This is a genomic window from Pseudarthrobacter lactosi (genome assembly GCF_055412785.1).
In genome coordinates this window covers 1,012,991-1,033,385 of record NZ_JBVAYS010000001.1, presented here as the reverse complement: position 1 = coordinate 1,033,385, position 20,395 = coordinate 1,012,991, and the positions used below count along the sequence as shown (strand labels likewise).

The following is a 20,395-nucleotide window of genomic DNA, read 5'->3' as shown; positions in this document are numbered from 1 at the left end:
CCCTGGGTCTAGGCTGGCGTTATGACTGCTCCGCATCCTGATCCCCACTCTGATCCGGTGGCGCACACCGGGCCCGTTCCTGCCCTGTCCATCCGCGGGCTCGCCAAGCGTTTCGGCGGAAAAATCGCCGTGGACGGTATCAGCCTCGACGTCCCGGCGGGTTCGTTCTTTGGCATCGTGGGACCCAACGGCGCCGGCAAGACCACAACGTTGTCCATGGCCACCGGCCTGCTGCGGCCCGACTTCGGCACGGCCATTGTCCACGGGGTTGACGTCTGGGCCCGCCCGCTGGAAGCAAAGAAACTGATGGGCATTCTCCCTGACGGTGTCCGCCTCTTTGACCGGCTCACCGGCGAACAGCTGGTCACCTACGCCGGGCTGCTGCGCGGCATGGACAAAGAGGTGGTGGCCTCCCGCGTGGGGGAGCTGCTGTTCGCCCTGGACCTCAACGAGGACGCCGGGACCCTCGTGGTGGACTATTCGGCCGGCATGACAAAAAAGATCGCCCTGGCGTCGGCCCTGATCCACGCCCCGAGACTGTTGGTGCTCGATGAACCCTTCGAGTCCGTGGATCCCGTCTCGGCTGCCAACATCCGCTCCATCCTGGACAGTTATGTAGCCTCCGGCGGGACGGTGATCGTCTCGAGCCACGTGATGGATCTCGTCCAGCGCATGTGCGACCACGTCGCCGTGGTGGCGGCCGGAAGGCTTCTCGCTGCCGGGACCGTGGACGAAGTCCGCGCCGGGGCAACGCTGGAAGAAAGGTTTGTCCAGCTTGTCGGTGGACGCAACCACACGGAGGGTCTGGAATGGTTGCGCACCTCCTAAGGCTCAAGCTGACGCTGCTGCGGAACGGCCTCCGCCGCAGCCCTTGGCAGCTCGTGGGCCTGGCGTTCGGCGTCCTCTATGCGCTTTTCATCGTGGGTGCTCTCGTTGTGGCCCTGGTGATGCTGCGGCAGGAAAACAACGAGCTGGCGTACACGGCCATAGTGCTTGGCGGTTCAGCTGCCATCCTGGGCTGGGGAATCATCCCGGTGGCGGTTTCGGCCACCGACATGACCCTCGATCCTGCCCGCTTCACCACATTTGCTGTCCCCATGCGGCAGCTCCTGGCCGGCCTGGCCCTGGGCGGCCTGATCGGAATTCCCGGGGTAGCCACGTCATTGGTTGCGCTGGCCACCGTGGGCACGTGGGCCCGTGGCTTCGTTCCTGCCGTTGCCGCCTTATTGGGAGCGGCCCTCGGTGTGATGACGTGCATTGTGCTGTCCAAAGTGGTCACCACCGCCACGGCCAGCCTGGCGGCGTCGCGGCGCTTCAAGGACGTCAGCGGCGTTGTTTTTATGGTTCCGTTGATTCTGATGGGCCCCATTGTTGCGGGCGTGTCGCAGGGGATCTCAGCGTCCGCCGGGTTCCTGCCTGACTTTGCCCGGACGCTGGCCTGGACGCCGCTCGGCGCTGCCTGGTCCCTGGGCGGCGACTTCGACGCCGGCCGGCCCGGCGAGGCCGCCGTGAAGCTGCTTATTTCGCTGCTCACCCTCGCGGGACTTGCGTGGTGCTGGAAAGTCCTCCTGGAACGTGCCCTGGTGAACCCTCCGTACCAGGGAAGCGGGAGCCGGAAGGGCGGCAAGCTGGGGCTGTTCGCGCTCCTGCCCGCCACGCCCACCGGTGCCGTCACAGCACGTGCCCTGACCTACTGGCTGCGGGATCCCCGTTACGGCGGATCGCTCATTGTGATTCCGCTGCTGGCCGTGGTGATGTTCTTCCAGGCGAGCCAGGGGGACAGCTTCGGGATCCTCGCGATGCTGGGCCCGTTGACCGCTTTCCTTATGGCCTGGGCGATCTCCGCCGACATCTCCTACGACAACACCGCGTTTGCGCTCCACCTTGCCACGGGCGTGCGGGGTGTACCGGACCGGCTGGGCCGGGCCTTGGCGTGCCTGATACTCGCCGTCCCGGTGGTGCTCGCCTTTTCAGTGGTGCCGTTTATGTTCACCGGCAGCTGGGAATGGCTGCCCGGCGTGCTGGGACTTTCGGTAGGAATTCTGCTGACCGGTCTTGGCCTCTCGTCGGTAGTCTCGGCGCGGTACAACGTCGCAGTGCCACTGCCCGGGGACAGCCCGTTCAAGAAGCCCCCAGGCAGCGTCGGCCAGACCATGGCCGTGCAGTTCGGCGGCATGGGTGTCCTGTCCGTCCTGGTGCTTCCGGAAGCTGGCTTGGTCATTGCCCAAAGTGTGACCGGAAACCCTGTCTTCGGATGGCTGAACCTTGCAGTGGGCCCCATCCTGGGACTGCTACTTTTTGTCGTGGGCATCAGGCTCGGTGGCCGCTGGCTGGAGGCCCGTGGCCCCGAAATGCTGGCCCAGTTGACCGTCAACCGCTGATTCCGAAAAGCACCAGAAAGGCGGCCAACATGGAAGTTGTCATCCTCCAGGGCAGCAAACAGATCGGACGGCTCGTTGCCGACGCCATCGAGGCCCTGCTCCGGCGGAAGCCAGCTTGTGTGCTGGGCCTCGCCACGGGGTCATCGCCGCTGCCCGTCTACGACGAGCTGGCGGCGCGGCATCAGAATGCGGGACTGGACTTCAGCAATGCCCACGCCTTCGCCCTGGACGAATACGTGGGGCTTGCCCACGGGCATCCGGAGTCCTACCGGGAAGTCATCCGGCGGGAATTCACCAGCCGCGTCAACATCGCCGAACGCAACGTACATACGCCTGACGGCGCGGCCCTTGACCTGGCCGCGGCCTGCCGCGACTACGAAGATGCCATGCGGGCGGCGGGCGGCGTGGACCTGCAGCTCTTGGGCGTCGGCACGGATGGCCACATCGGGTTCAACGAGCCCGCGTCCTCGCTCGCATCCCGGACCCGCATCAAAACCCTGATCGAGCAGACGCGCCGCGACAACGCCCGGTTCTTCACCAGCCTGGCAGAAGTGCCCCACCACGTGGTGACCCAGGGGCTGGGCACCATTCTCGAGGCCCGGCACGTTGTCCTCATCGCTACCGGGGCGCAGAAGGCGCCGGCGGTCCGCGACTTCGTGGAGGGTCCCGTTGCCGCCCTCTGCCCGGCTTCGGTCCTCCAGTTCCACCCCCACGCCACCATCCTGGTGGATGAGGCTGCGGCGTCGTCGCTGAAGCTCGCGGACTTCTACCGGCACACGTACGATCACAAGCCTGCATGGCAGGAGTTGTAATTCCGGGGGGCTGTAATTCCGGCCACACGCCACGGGTGGTCGGGTACCGCGTTGCGCGGAACGGGCTGCGGCAAACGGCGCGGTGAGTGCAAAACGGTCCTCCCGCCGTCGAACGTCCGCCCTCCCGGGACGCTAAGATGGATGCCATGACTAGCATGACGGACCCTCTCGAAAACGACCCGATGCGCGAGCTTTCCGGGGCTGGAACGTCCACGGCCACCATCGAGCGCGAAGAGCTGCGCCAGGAAGTGGAGCCCGGTGACCGGGAACGCTTCTCGCACTACGTGCGCAAGGAAAAGATCATGGAATCCGCGCTGACGGGTGATCCTGTTATTGCCCTGTGCGGCAAGGTATGGACACCGGGCCGGGATCCGCAGAAGTTCCCGGTGTGCCCCATGTGCAAAGAGGTTTATGACGGCCTCCGCCCGGGCAACGACGGCGGCAAGGGTCCCGGAGGGGACTCGGGCGACAACAAGTAGTGACGGACACGCTCTTTGGCGGCCCCACCCTGCCACCGGCTTATCCGGAACGCGCAGCCTGGGGAACCGCCCAAAAACTCCGTGCCTGGCAGCAGCAAGCCCTTGACCTCTACTTCAGGACCGGTCCCCGCGACTTTCTGGCCGTAGCAACTCCCGGCGCCGGGAAGACCACCTTCGCGTTGCGCGTGGCTTCCATGCTCATCGAATCCGGGGCGGTTAACCGGGTCACCATTGTAGCGCCCACGGACCACCTGAAACGGCAGTGGGCCGACGCCGCTGCGAAGGTGGGCATCGCCATCGACCCCAACTTCAAGAACTCCGACGGCCAGCACGGCCGCGGTTTTGTTGGGGTGGCTGTCACGTACGCCCAGGTGGCCAGCAAACCCATGCTGCATCGGGCCAAGACCGAGGCGGCCCGCACGCTGGTGATCCTTGACGAGATCCACCACGGCGGCGAAGCCCTGTCCTGGGGCGATGGCCTCCGCGAAGCGTTTGACCCGGCGACACGGCGGCTCTCCCTGACTGGTACGCCGTTTCGCTCCGACACCTCGCCCATCCCGTTTGTTGAATACGCGCAGGACAAGGACGGCATCCGGCGCTCGAAAGCTGACTACACGTACGGCTACGGCAACGCCCTGCGTGACCACGTGGTGCGTCCCGTCATGTTTATGGCCTACTCGGGCCAGATGCGGTGGCGCACCAGTGCCGGCGAGGAAATGGCGGCTTCCCTCGGCGAGGCCGCGGTCACCAAGGACATCACGTCGCAGGCGTGGCGGACGGCGCTGAACCCGACCGGGGAATGGATCCCCGCTGTCCTGGCGGGGGCGGACAAACGCCTCAGCGAAGTGCGCCGCACGGTTCCGGACGCCGGCGGGCTGGTCATCGCCACGGACCATGACGATGCCAGAGCCTATGCCGGGCAGCTGAAACGGATCACCGGAGAGTCTCCCACAGTGATCCTTTCCGACGACGCCAAGGCCTCCAGCAAGATCGAGGAATTCACCGTGAGCGAGAAACGGTGGATGGTTGCCGTCCGGATGGTGTCAGAAGGCGTGGATGTGCCCCGGCTTTCCGTCGGCGTCTATGCGACGTCCACCTCCACGCCGCTATTCTTCGCCCAGGCGGTGGGCCGCTTTGTGCGTGCCCGGAAGCGCGGCGAAACGGCCTCGGTCTTCCTGCCGTCCGTGCCGACGCTGATGGCCCTGGCCAACTCGATGGAGGCCGAACGCGACCACGCGCTGGACCGCCCCGAGAAAGAGGACAGCGACGGCCTGTTCAATCCCGAGGACTCCCTGATGGAAGAGGCCAACCGGGAGGACAAGGCGTCCGACAGCCTCACCAAGGGCAAATTCGAGGCCCTCGACTCGCAGGCGTCCTTCGACCGCGTATTGTATGACGGCGGCGAGTTCGGCACCGGGGGAGAGGTGGGCTCGGAGGACGAACTGGACTTCCTGGGCATCCCCGGGCTGCTGGACGCCGAGCAGGTGGGAACGCTGCTGCGGCAGCGCCAGCACGAACAGCTCAACCGCAAGAACCGGCGTGCGCCGGCAGCCGAGCCGGCCGCCGCGGCGCCGGCCATACCGGACCACCGGATGCTGATGGACCTGCGCAACGAGCTGGCCAAAAACGTGGCGGCCTGGTCGGCCCGGACCGGAACACCGCACGGTGTGGTGCACACGAAGCTGCGGACTGTCTGTGGCGGCCCTCCGGTGGCCCAGGCGAACGAGGATCAGCTCCAGTCCCGGCTGCGCAAGCTCCAGGACTGGTTCATCGGCCGGAAGTAGCGGCCCAGGAGACAGTTGTGGCCCGGGTGCTGTGCATCCCGGGCCACGCTTGTTACTGTCCTTATGGTGTTGACGGGTGGGTCCGTTGCCGTTGTAGGGTCGTGGCTACCCGGGGTAGGCGGGTATGGCTTTGTTGCTGTGGTCCGGACGACTCACGTCGTGACGGCTTCGTAGGATTGGCCGCCCGCCACCCCGCGATGACCCGACCGCTCATTGAGAGACGCTACTTGAATCGCCGGATAAGGACACGACGGCGCGGTTATCTGCTGGGATTTCACCCAATCAACAGACTGGAGGCAGTTTTGGCGAAAGTGTGGGCCGATATCGACGCCGGCAAAGCCCATCATCACTGCGTCGTGATCGACGCCGATGGAAACCGTCTGCTCTCGCAGAAAATACCCAACGACGAACCCGCCCTGCTCGAACTCATCGCCAACGTCCTGAAACTTGGGGACGGGGACGAGGTCATCTGGGCGACGATCTGAACCACGGCGGCCCGGCGCTGCTGATCGCCATCCTCGTCGCCCACGGACAGAACATCCTCTACATCCCGGGCCGGATCGTCCACCACGCCTCCCGCCTTTACCGCGGCGAGGGCAAAACGGACGCCAAAGACGCCGCAGTCATCGCTGACCAGGCCAGGATGCGGAAAGACCTGCAGCCACTGCGGGCCGGGGATGAGATCAGCACAGGGCTGCGGATCCTCACCGCCCGCAGGGCGGACAAATCCGCGGACCGGGTCCGAGCGATCAACCGGCTGCAGGCCCAGCTGCTGGAATATTTCCCCGCTTTGGAACGGGCCTTTGACTACAGCCGCTCCAAAGCCGCCCTGCTGCTGCTGACCAAACACCGGACCCCGGACGGGATCCGCCGCACAGGACAGACCAGACTCCACGCGTGGCTAAAGAAGCACGGTGCCCGGTCAGCGGCCGCGGTCGCCCAGGCCGCAGTGGACGCCGCGAAATCCCAGCACACCACCGTCCCGGCCCAGCACATGGGGGAGGGGATCGTCGCCGCCCTCGCCCGGGAAATCCTCGCCCTGAATGAGGAACTGGCCGAACTTGATGAGCCGATCAGCGAGAAAGTCACCGAACACCGGCACACCCGGTCCCTGCTCAGCATGCCCGCCTTGGGGCCCGTCCTCGCCGCGGAGTTCCTCGGCGCCACCGGCGGGGACCTCACCGTCTTTGAAACCGCCGACCGGTTCGCCGGCGTCGCCGGCCTCGCCCCCGCACCGCGGGACTCCGGCAGGATCACCGGCAACCACCACCGCCCCCGCCGCTACGACCGCCGGCTCCTGCGTGTCTTCTACCCCTCCGGCCTCTCGGCGCTGAAATCCTGCCCCGCATCGCGCGCCTATTACGACCGCAAACGTGTTGAAGGGAAAACCCACATCCAGGCCATGCTTTCCCTCGCCCGGCGCCGCCTGAACGTCCTCTGGGCCATGCTCCGCGACGGCAGCACCTACACACCGGTCCCGGTCTCGACAGCACGGCTGGCCGCCTGACAAGCGGCTACAGGCCGTGGTGAACGCGATCATTCGAATGCGCGAAATTAGGTTGCGGGATACCGTTTCCGGGGGCGGTCATGCGGTCGGGATGAACGAATGTCCTGGGGTGGCTCCGCCGCGATTGAGGGCGGGGGGTCTGCGAAGAGGCCGATCAGTCCGTCGACTTCCCTGGTTGCTGTGGCGGGGTGCCGGAAGTGCTGGTGGGGTTCAATGGCATAGCGGGTTCGTCGTCCGTCCCGGCTGCGGTGCAGGTATCCGCCGGCTTCGAGATCCTTGAGGATTTGCAGGGTCGATCGTGGTGTGATCCCGACCTTCTCGGCGATGTCTTTCACGCGGGCGTCAGGGTCTGTTGCCACCGCCAGCAGGACGTGGCCGTGGTTCGTGAGAAAGGTCCATGTTGGGCGCAAAGGTGTTGGCGGTGCTGCAGGAAGCGGTGGTTGCAGGCCACTTTCCGGAACTGGCGGCGGGATTGTCATGGTTGCTCCTCGCTGACGTCTCCGATGGCGCCCGCATGCCTGTCGGGACGCAGGCGCTGGGCCTTCGTGATGATCGTTCCACCATCTTGCCTGATTGGAGTTACGAGGATGAAAGCGCGGATTCGCCGTGCGGCGGCCTTGATGCTTTTCAGCGAGGCGCCCCCGGTGGTCCCTGCTTGTGAGAAAAGACAGGGAACCGCCCGGACTTGGAAATCGCTCGCGGTACTTTCGAGCACCGGCCGGACCCGGGCAGCGATCGCCTCTGCTTCTGCAGTCTGCCGGATGGCTGCGAGCCGGTGGGTGAGGGGGTTGAGGCTGAATCCGGTCCGTTCCACGGGCACCAGGAGTATCAGGGGCCTGCCCTCCATCCTGGCCAGCGCCGCTGCGCGCCGCGCAGTCTCAGGGGCTCCTGCCCCATCAAGTATCAGTGCCGCCACCGGGCGGACCGGTTCATCTTTCATGCGCGTCACCCTTTGTAGGTGAGTGCGGGTCCGCGTCTGATTTCTCGGCGTCGCCCTGTTGGGGTGTTGAGGTGGCTTTCGTGCCAAGGCGTCTGCCCCATAGTGGTTCCAGGGCCACGATCTCCTCGGGTGATGCGGTTCCGAAGGGGGAGTGCGCCGGCCCCTCGGAAGCCCGGCGTTCTTGGCCGCGGGTGGCCCAGAGGCTGACGCCGATGGACACACCGAGGATAGTGGCGATGACGGCCAGGGACAGTGGGGTGGGGATGTAGTAGATGTCGATTTTGAGGAGCATTTTGATGCCGACCCAGATCAGGACGAGCGCGAGTCCGATCTTGAGGTAGATGAAGCGGTGGATCATGTCAGCGAGCAGGAAGTACATGGCCCGCAGGCCTAGGATAGCGAAGGCGTTGGCTGTGAAGACTAGGAACACTTCGTCGGTGACGGCGAAGATCGCGGGGATGGAGTCCACGGCGAAGATGATGTCCGTGACCTCGATGAGGACCAGCACCGCGAGTAACGGGGTGGCCAGCAAGATGCCGTTTTTGCGGATCAGGAACCGCTGGCCGTGGAAGTCGTTCGTCATGGGCACGCGCCGGCGGAAGAGTTTCAGCGCCCGGGACTTTGCCGGGTCAAGCATGACGTTGCGGTGGCGGATCATCCGGTAGCCGGTGATGAGCAGGAACGCCGCGAAGATGTATAGCACCCACTCGGCGCTGGCGATGATGGCGGAGCCCGCCGCGATGAAGATGCCCCGGAAGATCAGGGCGCCCAGGACCCCGAAGAACAGCACCCGGTGCTGGTACTCGCGGGGGACGGCAAAGTACGTGAAAATGATCGCCCAGATGAACACGTTGTCCACTGCGAGGGACTTCTCGATCAGGTATCCGGCGAAGTACTGCTGGCCAAACTCCGCACCGTAGACCTGCCATATCAGGACGCCGAAGCCAACACCGAAGGCGACCCAGACGGCGGACCAGAGCGCGGCTTCCCGGACACGGATGAGGTGCGCTTTGCGGTGCGCGAACAGGTCCACGGCAAGCATCAGGACAATAAAGGCAAGAACGGCCAGCCAGGCCCAAAAAGGAACATTCATCAGGGAGTACCCGCTTCCAGTCAGTTCAAACCAACTGGAGGTCTTTCCCGGTCCCAAGGGACCTGTCCCGCCGGGCCGCTCAGGGTCGGCCGTACTGACGACGGGACATTCGGGGGATACTCCCCTCCACACAATTAGTGAATCATACTTCATCTATTACGGCAACGGGTCGTCGTTGGCCTGGCTAGCCCCGACGCCCCAGGGATTACTGCAGACTTGCCGGCTAAGACACTAGAACACTGGCTACGACAGTCGCAGCGGCAATGCAGGTGCTCCTGAACGGCGGGTGACGGACGCCCTCGTTGCCAAGCTTCGCTCAGACAGCGCCGAGGTAGTTCGCGGGCCTCGCTGTGCTCGGGCAGTACAAGCTCTTTTGTCTTTTTTGCTGCTGTCCGTTGGATCTTACGTGCCCGCTCCACCGGCGCAACCGTCCTGCGGACGCCCGCGCAGCAGATGGATTGGCTTCGGCGCTGCGCTGATTTCCTCACACAATCCATCCCCGCGGAAGCGGTCACCGCACCGGTCCTTCCCGCCTATAACAAGGCAGGGGACGGATACGACTGGACGGACACCCTCGAAGGCGCCGCCTGGTCTCTGCTGCCGAACTGGGCCAGCGAAGGCTGGGACGCCGGATCGTGGCCCTACATCATCTTCACCGTCGCCCGCACCCACGACAGCCATGGGGAACTGTTCGGCTACGGCACCTGCGTCGAGGGCGACACCTCCACCCACTGGTTCCGCTCCCAAAACGCCTGCTTCGAAGCCATCACCGACGAGGTGTTCTTCCACTGGGCATCCGGTCAGTCCGACGGCTCCGACAACCTCCCCGCCACGGCCGCGGAACTCCCCGACCAGGACCGCAAGCCCTACCCCGGCTGGACCAGCTAAAAGCTCCTGAGGTGTCCCGGCCAAGACCGGCCGGGACACCTGCAAGGCACGACGACATCCGTTGACAACATCATTGAGATTCCTATGTCAGGCGACTTCGACGCCGCCGAGCTCCATTTCGGCGACGGCATCCTCAAGGTCTTCGGCGATGCCGGCGGTGAGTGAACGGATGACCGTGACGGAGTAGCCGGCCTGGACCGCGTCCAGCGAGGTGGCCATAACGCAGTAGTCTGTGGCGATCCCCACCAGTACGACGTCTTCCACGTCGTGGCTTTGCAGCCAGTCGTCCAGTCCGATGGCGTTCTCCGCCGGGGCGTAGGCATCCGGGTCAGCGGGCATGGCGCCCGGCTGGCGTTCCCCGGTGGGGACGGCGTCCTCAGGAGCCAGCAGTCCCTCAAAGCCAGAGTACGCCGCGGTGAACTGGCCCTTCTGGAAGTAGGCCTGGATGTATTCGGTGTCCAGGTCCGGATGGAGCTCCGCGCCGCGCGTGCCGGCGACACAGTGCCGGGGCCAGCTGTCCTTGAGGTCGGGCGCGTCGGAAAAATGCGCCCCGGGATCGATGTGCCAGTCCTGGGTGGCAAGAATGTGGTCGAACTCGTTGTGATGGGCGTCCACGTACTCGCTGATGGCTCCGGCAACATCGGCACCGCCGGCCACAGCCAGGGAGCCGCCTTCGCAGAAGTCGTTCTGGACGTCAACGATGATCAGGGCGCGGGACATCAGTTCTCCTCAGTTTTCTTCATAGAGAGTAGGTATCGCAGGCTCGCCGCGCTGCAGGCGGTTGACGACGCCGGGCAGTTCGGCCATGGTGTCCGCATGCCGCTGGCGGGCGCGGACCACACCCTCGTGTCCGGTCCAGCCCGGCAGCAGCTCGCCGTTCTTCATAAACTGCTGAAGCAGTGGCCGGTCGTTGCCGTCGTCTTCGGGGCGATGGCCGATGCCCACGATTTCCTGGGTGGCCACCCCCCGCTCGTTGAGCTTGCGCAGCGCATATTTGCGGCCGCCCATGCTGGTCTTGTTCTTGGCGGCCTTCGCCACGGAGACGAAATTTCCGGCGTCGTCGGTGCGGCTGACGAGCTTGTAGACCATGCTCGCGGTGGGTGCACCGGAGCCGGTGACCAGAGACGTGCCCACGCCGTACGAATCCACCGGAGCGGACTGCAGCGCGGCAATGGCGAACTCGTCCAGGTCCGAGGTAACTACAATCTTCGTGTTCACATTGCCGAGCTCGTCCAACAGTTGACGGACCCACTGGGCCTGGGCCACGAGGTCCCCGGAGTCCAGCCGGACGCCCCCCAGCTTGGGCCCCGCCAACTCGACGGCGGCACGCACCGCTGCTTCGACGTCGTACGTGTCCACCAGCAGCGAGGTGCCGGGACCGAGGGAGGCGATCTGCGCCTCGAAGGCGTCACGTTCGGTGTCATGCAGAAGCGTGAAGGAGTGTGCGGCGGTGCCCACCGTCTTGATGCCGTAGCGAATGCCGGCCTCGAGGTTGGAGGTGCTGTCGAATCCGGCGATGACGGCGGCGCGGGCGGCCGCTGCCGCCGATTCCTCGTGCGTGCGCCGGGATCCCATCTCGATGCAGGGCCGGTTGCCGGCCGCGGTGATCATGCGGGACGCGGCGGAGGCGATGGCACTGTCATGGTTCAGGACCGAGAGCACGTAGGTCTCCAGCATGCAGGCTTCGGCAAACGTTGATTCAACAATCAGGATGGGGGAGTTGGGGAAGTATGCCTCGCCCTCCGGGTAGCCCCAGATGTCACCGGAAAACCGGTAGTTCGCCAGGTAGTCCAGGGTGTCCTGGTTGACCACCCCGGTCCGGCCCAGGTAGTCCAGTTCCGCTTCGCCGAAGCGGAAGTTGGCGATGCCTTCCAGCAGGCGGCCTGTTCCCGCCACAATCCCGTACCGCCGGCCGTCGGGCAGGCGCCGGGCAAAGGCCTCGAAGACCGACCGGCGGTGTGCGGCGCCCGAATGCAGCGACGCCTGCAGCATGGTCAGTTCGTAGTGGTCTGTGTAAAAGGACGTGCGGGGATGGTCCCAGCCGGCGGAGGTACTCACGAAATTCACTCTAGTCCCCACCGGCTCCCTCGTCTCGCTTCGCTTCGCCGCGGGGCCCTCGCCGGCGTGGGCCCACCCACCGGCTCCCTCGTCTCGCTTCGCTTCGCCGCGGGGCCCTCGCCGGCGTGGGCCCACCCACCGGCTCCCTCGTCTCGCTTCGCTTCGCCGCGGGGCCCTCGCCGGCGTGGGCCCACCCACCGGCTCCCTCGTCTCGCTTCGCTTCGATGCTGGGCCCTCGCCGGCGTGGGCCCAGCATCCCCATAGAATGGACAGATGACCTTAAGCGTTGCGCTCGGCCCTGATACACAGGAGGGCACCCGGACCGGGACAGAGGCGTCCACCGACTCCCTGACCGCCCCGGACATCCCTTGGAACCTGGTGATCTGGAACGATCCCGTCAACCTGATGAGCTACGTCAGCTTCGTCTTCCAGAGCTATTTCGGCTATTCCGAGTCCAAAGCCAACAAACTGATGATGGAAGTCCACAAAAAGGGCCGGTCCATTGTTGCGCACGGCAGCAAGGAACAGGTTGAGCGGCATGCCGTGGCCATGCACGGCTTCGGCCTCTGGGCCACCGTGGAGAAGGCCACCGGCGGGAATGGTGGAAACTCCAAAAACTCAGGAAAATCCGGCGGGTCCGGGCAGGGCAAGGGGAAACGTGGCTAAGGCATTCAAATACGGGCTCAAGGGCATCACCGGGTTCCTGGAACCCGCGGAACGGGAGCTGCTCCGCAGCCTGATCGATGACGTCATCTCCATGCTCCAGCCGGCCGAACACGCCAGCCAGGATCCGCTCGCCGCCCTGATCGGGCTGGACATGGACGTCCAGGAACCGACGGACCGTGCGGTTAAGCGGTTGCTCCCCAACGTGATGAAGAACGACGACGGCGCGTCCCTGGAGTTCCGCCAGCTCACCGAGCGCTCGCTGCGCGAAACCAAGATCGGCGCGCTGCGCGCCGCGTCCCTGGACCTGGACAAGGACGAGGTGGTCCTCACCGCCGAAGGGGCCAGGCTCTGGTCCATGGCACTGAACGATGTGCGCCTGGTGCTGGCGGAGCGCCTGGACATCCGCGATGAAGAGGACGCCGAACACGTGCACCTGATGCAGGACTGGTCCCAGGCCGAGGACGTGGAAAGCTACCTCGCCCTGGTGTACAACTTCACCACCTGGCTGCAGGAATCCCTGGTCCAGGCGATGCTCCAGTCCCTGGATTCCCGGGCCTGAACAGCTGTCCTGTTCCGGGATACGTCCGCCAGTGTGACAAATTTGACATGAGTCGGGCGCCACAATGTGATGGCTGCGGCCCCGGGGAAGACCTATCCTCGAATAATCATGACTACAGCCTCGAGCATGGATCCGTCAGGCGCAGCCGCATCGGACTCCGCAGCCAGCAGCACCACCGGCCCGGTAGGGTCCCGCCCCATCGGCGTCTTTGATTCCGGTGTCGGTGGACTGACTGTGGCGCGGTCCATCATCGACCAGCTCCCCAATGAGTCCATCCTCTATGTGGGGGATACCGCCAACGGGCCCTACGGGCCGTTGCCCATTGCCGAAGTCCGCGCCAACGCCCTAGGCGTGATGGACGAACTGGTGGACTCCGGCGTCAAGCTGCTGACCATTGCCTGCAACTCGGCGTCGGCCGCTGTCCTGCGGGACGCCCGCGAGCGGTACACCGCGAAATACGGCATCCCCGTCATCGAGGTGATCCAGCCCGCCGTCCGGCGGGCTGTCGCCGCCACCAGGAGCGGGCGTATCGGCGTTATCGGGACCTCCGCCACGGTTGGATCTCGGGCCTATGAAGACACGTTTGCCGCCGCGCCGGACCTGACGATCACGTCCGTGGCCTGCCCGGAGTTCGTGAGCTACGTGGAGGCCGGGATCACCACAGGCACCGCCCTGCTGGCCATCGCCGAAGAATACCTGGCGCCGCTGAAGGCAGCCGGCGTGGACACCGTGGTGCTGGGCTGCACACACTATCCGCTGCTGACCGGCGTCATTTCCTTCGTGATGGGCGAGGCCGTGACGCTGGTGTCCAGCGCCGAGGAAACTGCCAAGGACGTGTACCGGGCCCTCGCCACCCACGATCTTCAGCGCACCGCGGCGACACCCCCGGAACACCACTTCATCGCCACCGGTGACGCCGGCCAGTTCGAGACGCTGGCCCGCCGTTTCCTGGGCCCGGAGGTCCTGTCCGTCAGGCATGTGGACCACGTGGCGGCCCAGTATCCCACCGGCAGCCTGGCACGGATCACCCCCGAGATGATCGCCGCCGCGCAGACTGCCAGCGCCCGGCAGTCGTCGTCCGGACCCAGGATTTCGAACTTCGTGGGCGCCCACCGGGCCGGAGGTCCTGCCCAGTGAAGCTCACCATCGTCGGCTGCACGGGATCCTTTCCCGGCCCCGGCTCGCCGGCGTCCTGCTACCTCCTGACCGCCAACGACGGCGAGCGGACCTGGAAGATCGTGATGGACCTGGGCAGCGGAGCCCTGGGCGCCATCCAGCGCTACACGGACCTTGAAGACATCGATGCAATCTTCCTGACCCACCTGCACCCGGACCACTGCATGGACCTGTGCGGGCTGCACGTGGCGGTCCGCTGGAAGCCGGGCGGCTGGGGACGCGGCAGGATTCCGGTGTGGGGCCCCGCCGCTACGGCGGACCGGATGGCCACCGCCTACGGCCTGGAGCTGGATCCGGGGATGCACGAGGAATTCGACTTCACCAACTGGACCGAACGCGAATCCGTCACGGTGGGGCCGTTCACCGTGACGCCGTTCGCGGTGAACCACCCCGTGGAGGAGGCCTACGCCCTGCGGGTGGAAGTGACAGAACCGGACAAGCAGGGAAACCCGGTCAGCCGGGTCCTCACCTATTCCGGGGACACTGATTCCTGTGCCGGGCTGGAGGAAGCAGCGAAGGATGCTGACCTGTTCCTGTGCGAGGCCGCCTTTGAGGAAGGCCGCGACGACGACATCAAGGATGTCCACCTGACCGGAAAACGCGCCGGAGAGGCGGCAGGGCGCGCAGGCGCACGCCGGTTGCTGCTCACGCATATCCCCGTGTGGACTTCGCCCACCACCGTGATGGCCGAAGCGCGCCCCGTGTTCGGCGGCGACGTGGCCGTCGCCGTGGCCGGTGTGCACTACACCGTCTGATCCAACACTGCTCTGGTTCGCCGCCCTGCGTGGTCGGTTGCACTCTCTCCGGCGGGACGGATCGCCGCGAGTCGATAAGCTAAAGGCATGACTTCTGAAACAACCGCAGTGCCCGTAGTGCGCGCCGATGGCCGCGCCCCCGACCAGCTCCGCCCCATCAGCATCACCCGCGGATGGTCCAAGCAGGCCGAGGGATCGGCCCTCATTGAATTCGGCAACACCAGGGTCCTGTGCACGGCGTCCCTGACGGCGGGAGTGCCGCGCTGGCTCAAGGGCGAAGGCCGCGGCTGGGTCACGGCGGAATACGCCATGCTTCCACGGGCCACCAACACCCGTTCCGACCGCGAGTCCGTCAAGGGGAAAATCGGTGGGCGGACCCACGAAATTTCCCGGCTGATCGGACGCTCGTTGCGTTCCATCATTGATACCAAGGCCCTGGGCGAAAACACGATCGTCCTGGACTGCGACGTCCTCCAGGCCGACGGCGGAACCCGCACCGCGGCCATCACCGGCGCCTACGTGGCACTTGCGGACGCCATCCGGTTCGCCCGCGACAACAAACTGATCGCCAAGAACGCCCAGCCCCTGATCGACACGATCGCAGCCGTTTCGGTGGGCATCATCGACGGCGTGCCCATGCTGGACCTGCCCTACGTTGAAGACGTCCGCGCCGAAACCGACATGAACGTGGTGGTCACCGGCTCCGGGAAGTTCGTGGAAGTCCAGGGCACCGCCGAGGGCGCACCCTTCGACCGCGACGAACTGAACCAACTGCTGGACCTGGCCCTGATGGGCACCACCGCACTGGCGGCGATCCAGCGCGAAACCCTCGCAGACGCACTGTGAACCCGAACGCCGTGAACGCTGAATCCGGCAGCGCGCCCGTGCTTCGCCTTGTCCTGGCCACGCACAACAAGGGCAAGCTCAAGGAGCTCCGCGAGTTGCTGCGGGGACAGGTCCCCGAGCTCGACGTCGACACTCAGGTGGTGGACGCCGCGGCGGCAGGTGCGCCCGACGTCGTCGAAACCGGTGTGACATTCGCCGAGAATTCGCTGTTGAAGGCGCGGGCCGTGGCCGAGGCCACCGGACTGGTGGCAATTGCCGATGATTCGGGGCTGGCCGTGGACGTGCTGGGCGGGGCGCCGGGAATCTTTTCCGCGCGCTGGTCTGGCCGGCACGGTGACGACGCCGCCAACCTGAGGCTTTTGCTGGACCAGCTCGCCGATGTCCCGGACGGGCACCGCGGTGCCGCGTTTGTCTGCGCTGCGGCCCTGGCGGTGCCGGGACCCGGTGCCGGGAGCCGCGAAGTGGTGGAGTACGGCCAGCTTGAGGGGACTCTCCTGCGCGAACCCCGCGGTGAGGGCGGCTTCGGCTACGACCCCGTGCTGCAGCCAGCCGGTGAGCACCGCAGCTGCGCTGAATTATCGGCGGCGGAAAAGAACGCGATCAGCCACCGCGGGCAGGCCTTCCGTGCCCTCCTGCCGGCCATCGTCGACGCACTGGGGCGGCAGTAAGGCCCACCGGAAATGCCTTAACGGCTAAGGGAGCCTCACCAGATGGTGGGGCTCCCTTAGCTTTGCCTTGGATGCAGCGCCGGCCAGCGGCGCTGCAAGGACCTAGTCCAGGTTGGTCTTGCGCTCTTCGCGGGGAGCGTGTTCTTCAATGAATTCGTCGACGGCGTCAGTGCCGAACGTGGCAGCCTGGCGCTTGGCCGAGAGGCCGCGGAGTACCTCGATGCCGATCGGAATTACGGAGACCAGCACGATGGCAATGAAGATGATGTCCAGGTTCTCCCGGACCCACGGGACCCTGTCACCGAGCAGGTAGCCCAACAACGTGACGCCGCTGCCCCACAGGACCGCGCCGATCACGTTGAACAGGAAGAACTTCTTTTTGTCCATCTGCGCCACGCCGACGATCACAGGCACGAACGTCCGGATGATCGGCACGAAGCGGGCGAGGATCAGTGCCTTGCCGCCGTGCTTTTCGAAGAAGGCGTGGGCGTTCTCCACGTTTTCGCGCTTGAAGAGCCGGGAGTTCGGCTTGTTGAAGATGGCGGGGCCGGCCTTGGAACCGATCAGGTAGCCGGTCTGGTTGCCGATGATGGCGGAAATGGTGATCAGGAGCGCCAGAAGCCAGACATTGAACTGGATGGTGTCCGTTGCCACCAGCAGCCCGGCGGTGAACAGCATTGAGTCGCCGGGAAGGAAGAATCCCACCAGCAGGCCCGTTTCGGCAAAGACAATTCCGCAGACCAGCAGCACCACCCAGGGCGCAAGTGCTGGATCGGCCAGGAAAATCTGGGGGTTCAGCCAGTCGGGCAGGAAGGAAGCCAGCTGCGGCTGGACCGGTCCTGCACCTCCCAGCATGGGCGCGGCAAGGTCGCTGATCGCAAGAATGTTCACCTTCTCAGGGTACTTGACGCACCCGCGCCGCCCGGCGTCGAACGCGTGACATGCGCGACAGGACCGCCCCGGTGACACGGGAACGGCCCTGTCCGGCGGTAATGTATGGGCCGTGGGTTTGGACTTTACGGCGATCGACTTCGAGACGGCCAATGGCTTCCGGGGTTCACCGTGCGCGGTTGGCCTGACGAAAGTCCGGGGCGGGCGTGTAGTGGAGGAGGCATCATGGCTGATGCGGCCGCCGGTCAACCATGACCACTTCGAGTACCACAACGTCCGGGTCCACGGCATCAAGGCCACAGATGTGGCCGGCCGTCCCCGCTTCGGTGAGCTGTTCCCGGAGATTGGCGCCTTTATCGGCGGCGACATCCTGGCGGCGCATAACGCGGCCTTTGACCTGGGCGTGATCCGGTCCGGGCTTGAGGTCTCCGGCCTGTCGGGTCCTGCCTACGACTACGTCTGTACTGTGATGCTGGCCCGGCGCTGCTACTCCCTGGTCTCCAATTCCTTGCCGTTCGCCGCGGAGGAAGCCGGCGTGCCGCTGGTCAACCATCACGATGCCGCAGAGGATGCCCGGGCCTGCGCCGGCATCCTGATCGATATCGCTGCTCGGAACAACGCCAACAGCATCGCCGAGCTCTACCTGTCTCTGGGCCTGATCCTGCCGCATCAGGAGGCGTTTGACCCGGCGCGCGATGTCCTGTCCAAGGCCAGCCTGACCGCCCTGGCCGGCGCCGCCGGCGGAAACAGCGCCGCGCTGGTGCGCCCGTTCCAGTCCGGGTGGCCGGAGGAGGGGGAGAACCCCGTCCCCAATGCCGACGCCGAACCCTCCCACCCGCTGTATGGCCAGACCGTCGTCTTTACCGGCGAGCTCTCCATGGCACGGCCGGGAGCAAAGGTGCGTTCCGCCGAGCTGGGTGCCCGGCCGGAAAGCCGCGTGACGGCCCGCACCACGGTGCTGGTGGTGGGCGACGGCTTTGTGGCCGCCGACCTGCGCTCCGGCAGGCTGACCGGCAAGGCCCGGCGCGTCCTGGAGCTCCACGACCGCGGCCAGCCCATCGAAGTGCTATCCGAAGGCGAGTTCCTGCAGATGGTGGGCGGCTGAGCCGCTGCTTTTCCTGCACGGATCCGGCTGCATTAACCGCATGCAGCGTTCATCCGGCGCAACAAATCTTCCCTGCGGCAGGCCCGGCTCCTAGCCTTGCAGGATGAGCAAACCAACGGACGGCCCAACAACCGGAATCAACTGGTCCGCCGTGTTCGCCTTTCCCAACCCCGTCAATGAATACGCGGCCCGGATCACGGCAGGCCTGGTGGTGCTGCTCGCCGGTGCCACGCTGCTGAGCGGGTCCGTGTGGGGACTGGTGCTGATCGCCGCGGGCTTCTGGCTGCGGGTGCTGTTCGGGCCACGGATCTCGCCACTGGCATTGCTCTCCGTCAAGGTCCTGGCGCCGCGTCTGGGCAGCGCACGCCTGGTTCCCGGACCGCCCAAGCGTTTCGCCCAGGGCATGGGAACGGTGGTGTCCACTACGGCACTGCTCCTGTTCCTTGCCGGAGCCGCCCCCGCCGCCTGGATCTCGCTGGCTGTTCTTATTGCGGCTGCCTCGCTGGAGGCGTTCGCCGGATTCTGCCTGGGCTGCGTCATCTTCGGAGTCCTGCAGCGCCGCGGCCTGATCCCGGAGGACATCTGCGAGGCCTGCAACAACGTGGCGCTTAAGCGGTCGTAACCCCCACCAACAGATCGGCCATGCCGCGGATGACGTCCGGAGCTTCCAGGGCGTCGAGCCATTCCGGGGGCAGGCACTCTTCGCCGTAGTAAGCGCCCAGGATGTTTCCCGCGATGGATCCCGTGGAGCCACTGCCTCCGCTGTGGTTGACGGCCAGCGCAATGGCGGCCCGGAAATGGTCTTGCGGCGACAGGGTGGAGTCTGTACCAGGCGCTGTGGCCAGGACCGCGTAAAGCCCGACGGCGAACGCCTCCTCCGCGACCCACCCGTCGCCCAGCTGCCGAACCAGTTCCTCCGGTGACAGGATGCCTGTTCCCGCGCAGCGGATGGCCGCTTCAAGCCGCTGGGGAAGTTCCGCCGCCACTTCCTTGAGGCCACGCACCTCCTCCAGGAGCGCTGTCGCGGCGTCCGCCAGCGTGATACCGGCCACCAGGCGGTGGATCAGGAGGCTGAAGCTGCCGGCACTTTGCCGGGCGGACGGATGGCCGTGCGTCAGGGAGGCGGCGTCGGCACTCAACTTATAGACGGCGTCGGACGCTATGTAGGGAATCAGGCCGAACGGGGCCGACCGCATCACCGTTCCGCGATCCTTCGAGTCAGGGTTCACCGGCCGGTAGACCGTTCCCATTTCACCGGTGGCCAGGCCGCTGATGCACGTTTCTGCCGGGGCGCGGCGGTGCCTCAGCACCTCGTTGCCATCGATCCACCGCGGCGGCTGTGCCGGGGCCTGCGGCGGCACAGACTCACCCTGGGTGTCCAGCCAGCGGAGATAGGCCAGCCACACGCAGGCGTTCGCATCGGCGCCCACGCCGTCATTGGCCCATTCGAGCACCTCCACCAGCCCGTCCACGGTGTACAGCGTCAGCTGCGTGTCGTCCGAAAAGTGGCTGCCGCCGTCCAGCGCTGCCAGGTCCGTCAGGCCCGCCGTGCCGAAGCGCCGGCGGATGGCCCCGATCGAGTCGGACTCCACCGCGTAGCCCAGCGAGTCGCCTAAAGCGCCGCCCAGGAGGCAGCCGTGGATGCGGGACTTCAGCGGGGGCGCGGCAACGGCGCCCGGTTCGATGCTCATGACAGTAAATTTACCGTGGGGCGGCGGTGGAACTCGCCGGGGTGCCACGCCGTCCGTCCACTAAGCTCGGACTCAGCCAACGCCCAGAATCCCTTG

The 20,395-nt window shown here is 65.9% G+C and carries 21 protein-coding genes and 1 pseudogene; 15 read left to right on the top strand and 7 right to left on the bottom strand.

Annotation, left to right across the window (positions count from 1 at the left end; genetic code table 11):
* Positions 1-21: 21 nt before the first annotated feature.
* The 6 genes and pseudogenes from ACZY0Q_RS04780 (at position 22) to ACZY0Q_RS04755 (ending at position 6,963) form a co-directional block, all read left to right on the top strand.
* Positions 22-828, top strand: coding sequence for an ABC transporter ATP-binding protein (locus ACZY0Q_RS04780; RefSeq protein ID WP_463915050.1), 807 nt, complete (start codon positions 22-24; stop codon positions 826-828).
* A complete protein-coding gene (locus ACZY0Q_RS04775; RefSeq protein WP_463915049.1) occupies positions 810-2,381 on the top strand; it encodes a transporter in 1,572 nt (523 codons plus the stop codon). Before ACZY0Q_RS04780 ends, ACZY0Q_RS04775 begins: the two co-directional genes overlap by 19 nt.
* A gap of 29 nt (positions 2,382-2,410) precedes the next feature.
* Positions 2,411-3,193: a glucosamine-6-phosphate deaminase gene (gene nagB, locus ACZY0Q_RS04770; protein WP_463915048.1), complete on the top strand. Its 783-nt coding sequence runs from the start codon at positions 2,411-2,413 to the stop codon at positions 3,191-3,193.
* Positions 3,194-3,330: 137 nt separating this feature from the next.
* Positions 3,331-3,672: a DUF3039 domain-containing protein gene (locus ACZY0Q_RS04765; protein WP_463915047.1), complete on the top strand. Its 342-nt coding sequence runs from the start codon at positions 3,331-3,333 to the stop codon at positions 3,670-3,672.
* Positions 3,672-5,456, top strand: coding sequence for a DEAD/DEAH box helicase (locus ACZY0Q_RS04760; RefSeq protein ID WP_463915046.1), 1,785 nt, complete (start codon positions 3,672-3,674; stop codon positions 5,454-5,456). The genes ACZY0Q_RS04765 and ACZY0Q_RS04760 overlap by 1 nt, the downstream gene beginning before the upstream one ends.
* A gap of 302 nt (positions 5,457-5,758) precedes the next feature.
* Positions 5,759-6,963: pseudogene (locus tag ACZY0Q_RS04755) on the top strand (IS110 family RNA-guided transposase).
* A 47-nt stretch (positions 6,964-7,010) separates the two neighbouring features.
* Here the strand turns inward: ACZY0Q_RS04755 and ACZY0Q_RS04750 are convergent.
* The 3 genes from ACZY0Q_RS04750 to ACZY0Q_RS04740 are packed head-to-tail and all read right to left on the bottom strand — an operon-like array spanning position 7,011 to position 8,996.
* The gene (locus ACZY0Q_RS04750) at positions 7,011-7,442 is read right to left on the bottom strand and encodes a MarR family transcriptional regulator (protein WP_463915045.1); all 432 of its coding nucleotides are present in this window, start codon (positions 7,440-7,442) and stop codon (positions 7,011-7,013) included.
* Positions 7,439-7,903, bottom strand: coding sequence for a hypothetical protein (locus ACZY0Q_RS04745; RefSeq protein ID WP_463915044.1), 465 nt, complete (start codon positions 7,901-7,903; stop codon positions 7,439-7,441). Before ACZY0Q_RS04745 ends, ACZY0Q_RS04750 begins: the two co-directional genes overlap by 4 nt.
* Positions 7,893-8,996, bottom strand: a complete 1,104-nt coding sequence (locus ACZY0Q_RS04740) for a TerC family protein (protein WP_463915043.1) — start codon at positions 8,994-8,996, stop codon at positions 7,893-7,895. The genes ACZY0Q_RS04745 and ACZY0Q_RS04740 overlap by 11 nt, the downstream gene beginning before the upstream one ends.
* A 453-nt stretch (positions 8,997-9,449) precedes the next feature.
* Between ACZY0Q_RS04740 and ACZY0Q_RS04735 the strand changes: the two genes are divergently transcribed.
* The gene (locus tag ACZY0Q_RS04735; protein WP_463915042.1) at positions 9,450-9,884 is read left to right on the top strand and encodes a hypothetical protein; all 435 of its coding nucleotides are present in this window, start codon (positions 9,450-9,452) and stop codon (positions 9,882-9,884) included.
* Positions 9,885-9,971: 87 nt separating this feature from the next.
* Here ACZY0Q_RS04735 and ACZY0Q_RS04730 read toward each other — a convergent pair whose 3' ends face one another.
* Both ACZY0Q_RS04730 and ACZY0Q_RS04725 read right to left on the bottom strand, forming a co-directional pair.
* Positions 9,972-10,604 carry an isochorismatase family protein gene (locus ACZY0Q_RS04730; RefSeq protein WP_463915041.1) on the bottom strand — a complete coding sequence of 211 codons (633 nt, stop codon included), beginning with the start codon at positions 10,602-10,604 and terminating at the stop codon, positions 9,972-9,974.
* A gap of 9 nt (positions 10,605-10,613) precedes the next feature.
* Entirely contained in the window at positions 10,614-11,942 is a 1,329-nt protein-coding gene (locus ACZY0Q_RS04725) for a nicotinate phosphoribosyltransferase (RefSeq protein WP_463915040.1), read from the bottom strand.
* 273 nt (positions 11,943-12,215) lie between these two features.
* Here ACZY0Q_RS04725 and clpS point away from each other — a divergent pair, with 273 nt between their 5' ends.
* From clpS to rdgB, 6 genes are all read left to right on the top strand, one after another.
* Positions 12,216-12,608: an ATP-dependent Clp protease adapter ClpS gene (clpS, locus tag ACZY0Q_RS04720; protein WP_463915039.1), complete on the top strand. Its 393-nt coding sequence runs from the start codon at positions 12,216-12,218 to the stop codon at positions 12,606-12,608.
* The gene (locus ACZY0Q_RS04715) at positions 12,601-13,167 is read left to right on the top strand and encodes a DUF2017 domain-containing protein (protein WP_463915038.1); all 567 of its coding nucleotides are present in this window, start codon (positions 12,601-12,603) and stop codon (positions 13,165-13,167) included. Before clpS ends, ACZY0Q_RS04715 begins: the two co-directional genes overlap by 8 nt.
* A gap of 69 nt (positions 13,168-13,236) precedes the next feature.
* On the top strand, positions 13,237-14,304 hold the full coding sequence (murI, locus tag ACZY0Q_RS04710; protein WP_463915037.1) for a glutamate racemase: 1,068 nt from the start codon (positions 13,237-13,239) through the stop codon (positions 14,302-14,304).
* On the top strand, positions 14,301-15,098 hold the full coding sequence (locus ACZY0Q_RS04705) for an MBL fold metallo-hydrolase (RefSeq protein ID WP_463915036.1): 798 nt from the start codon (positions 14,301-14,303) through the stop codon (positions 15,096-15,098). The genes murI and ACZY0Q_RS04705 overlap by 4 nt, the downstream gene beginning before the upstream one ends.
* An 87-nt stretch (positions 15,099-15,185) precedes the next feature.
* Positions 15,186-15,944: a ribonuclease PH gene (rph, locus tag ACZY0Q_RS04700; RefSeq protein ID WP_463915035.1), complete on the top strand. Its 759-nt coding sequence runs from the start codon at positions 15,186-15,188 to the stop codon at positions 15,942-15,944.
* Positions 15,945-15,955: 11 nt separating this feature from the next.
* Positions 15,956-16,612, top strand: a complete 657-nt coding sequence (gene rdgB, locus ACZY0Q_RS04695; RefSeq protein WP_463915034.1) for an RdgB/HAM1 family non-canonical purine NTP pyrophosphatase — start codon at positions 15,956-15,958, stop codon at positions 16,610-16,612.
* 102 nt (positions 16,613-16,714) lie between these two features.
* On the opposite strand, the gene ACZY0Q_RS04690 is transcribed toward rdgB, so the two are convergent.
* Entirely contained in the window at positions 16,715-17,488 is a 774-nt protein-coding gene (locus ACZY0Q_RS04690; RefSeq protein WP_463916251.1) for a DedA family protein, read from the bottom strand.
* A gap of 127 nt (positions 17,489-17,615) precedes the next feature.
* Between ACZY0Q_RS04690 and ACZY0Q_RS04685 the strand changes: the two genes are divergently transcribed.
* Together ACZY0Q_RS04685 and ACZY0Q_RS04680 are read left to right on the top strand one after the other, a co-directional pair.
* On the top strand, positions 17,616-18,608 hold the full coding sequence (locus ACZY0Q_RS04685) for a 3'-5' exonuclease (protein ID WP_463915033.1): 993 nt from the start codon (positions 17,616-17,618) through the stop codon (positions 18,606-18,608).
* A 103-nt stretch (positions 18,609-18,711) separates the two neighbouring features.
* Positions 18,712-19,230: a DUF4395 domain-containing protein gene (locus ACZY0Q_RS04680; RefSeq protein ID WP_463915032.1), complete on the top strand. Its 519-nt coding sequence runs from the start codon at positions 18,712-18,714 to the stop codon at positions 19,228-19,230.
* Here the strand turns inward: ACZY0Q_RS04680 and ACZY0Q_RS04675 are convergent.
* Complete coding sequence (locus tag ACZY0Q_RS04675; protein WP_463915031.1) at positions 19,217-20,299, bottom strand: ADP-ribosylglycohydrolase family protein; 1,083 nt, start codon at positions 20,297-20,299, stop codon at positions 19,217-19,219. The genes ACZY0Q_RS04680 and ACZY0Q_RS04675 overlap by 14 nt on opposite strands.
* Positions 20,300-20,395: the final 96 nt, after the last annotated feature.

Bases quoted from the DNA above. Each gene is read 5' to 3' on its own strand.
- ACZY0Q_RS04780 (WP_463915050.1), top strand. From the start codon at position 22: ATGACTGCTCCGCATCCTGATCCCCACTCTGATCCGGTGGCGCACACC.
- ACZY0Q_RS04775 (WP_463915049.1), top strand. From the start codon at position 810: ATGGTTGCGCACCTCCTAAGGCTCAAGCTGACGCTGCTGCGGAACGGC.
- nagB (WP_463915048.1), top strand. From the start codon at position 2,411: ATGGAAGTTGTCATCCTCCAGGGCAGCAAACAGATCGGACGGCTCGTT.
- ACZY0Q_RS04765 (WP_463915047.1), top strand. From the start codon at position 3,331: ATGGATGCCATGACTAGCATGACGGACCCTCTCGAAAACGACCCGATG.
- ACZY0Q_RS04750 (WP_463915045.1), bottom strand. From the start codon at position 7,442: ATGACAATCCCGCCGCCAGTTCCGGAAAGTGGCCTGCAACCACCGCTT.
- ACZY0Q_RS04745 (WP_463915044.1), bottom strand. From the start codon at position 7,903: ATGAAAGATGAACCGGTCCGCCCGGTGGCGGCACTGATACTTGATGGG.
- ACZY0Q_RS04740 (WP_463915043.1), bottom strand. From the start codon at position 8,996: ATGAATGTTCCTTTTTGGGCCTGGCTGGCCGTTCTTGCCTTTATTGTC.
- ACZY0Q_RS04735 (WP_463915042.1), top strand. From the start codon at position 9,450: ATGGATTGGCTTCGGCGCTGCGCTGATTTCCTCACACAATCCATCCCC.
- ACZY0Q_RS04730 (WP_463915041.1), bottom strand. From the start codon at position 10,604: ATGTCCCGCGCCCTGATCATCGTTGACGTCCAGAACGACTTCTGCGAA.
- clpS (WP_463915039.1), top strand. From the start codon at position 12,216: ATGACCTTAAGCGTTGCGCTCGGCCCTGATACACAGGAGGGCACCCGG.
- murI (WP_463915037.1), top strand. From the start codon at position 13,237: ATGGCTGCGGCCCCGGGGAAGACCTATCCTCGAATAATCATGACTACA.
- rph (WP_463915035.1), top strand. From the start codon at position 15,186: ATGACTTCTGAAACAACCGCAGTGCCCGTAGTGCGCGCCGATGGCCGC.
- ACZY0Q_RS04680 (WP_463915032.1), top strand. From the start codon at position 18,712: ATGAGCAAACCAACGGACGGCCCAACAACCGGAATCAACTGGTCCGCC.
- ACZY0Q_RS04675 (WP_463915031.1), bottom strand. From the start codon at position 20,299: ATGAGCATCGAACCGGGCGCCGTTGCCGCGCCCCCGCTGAAGTCCCGC.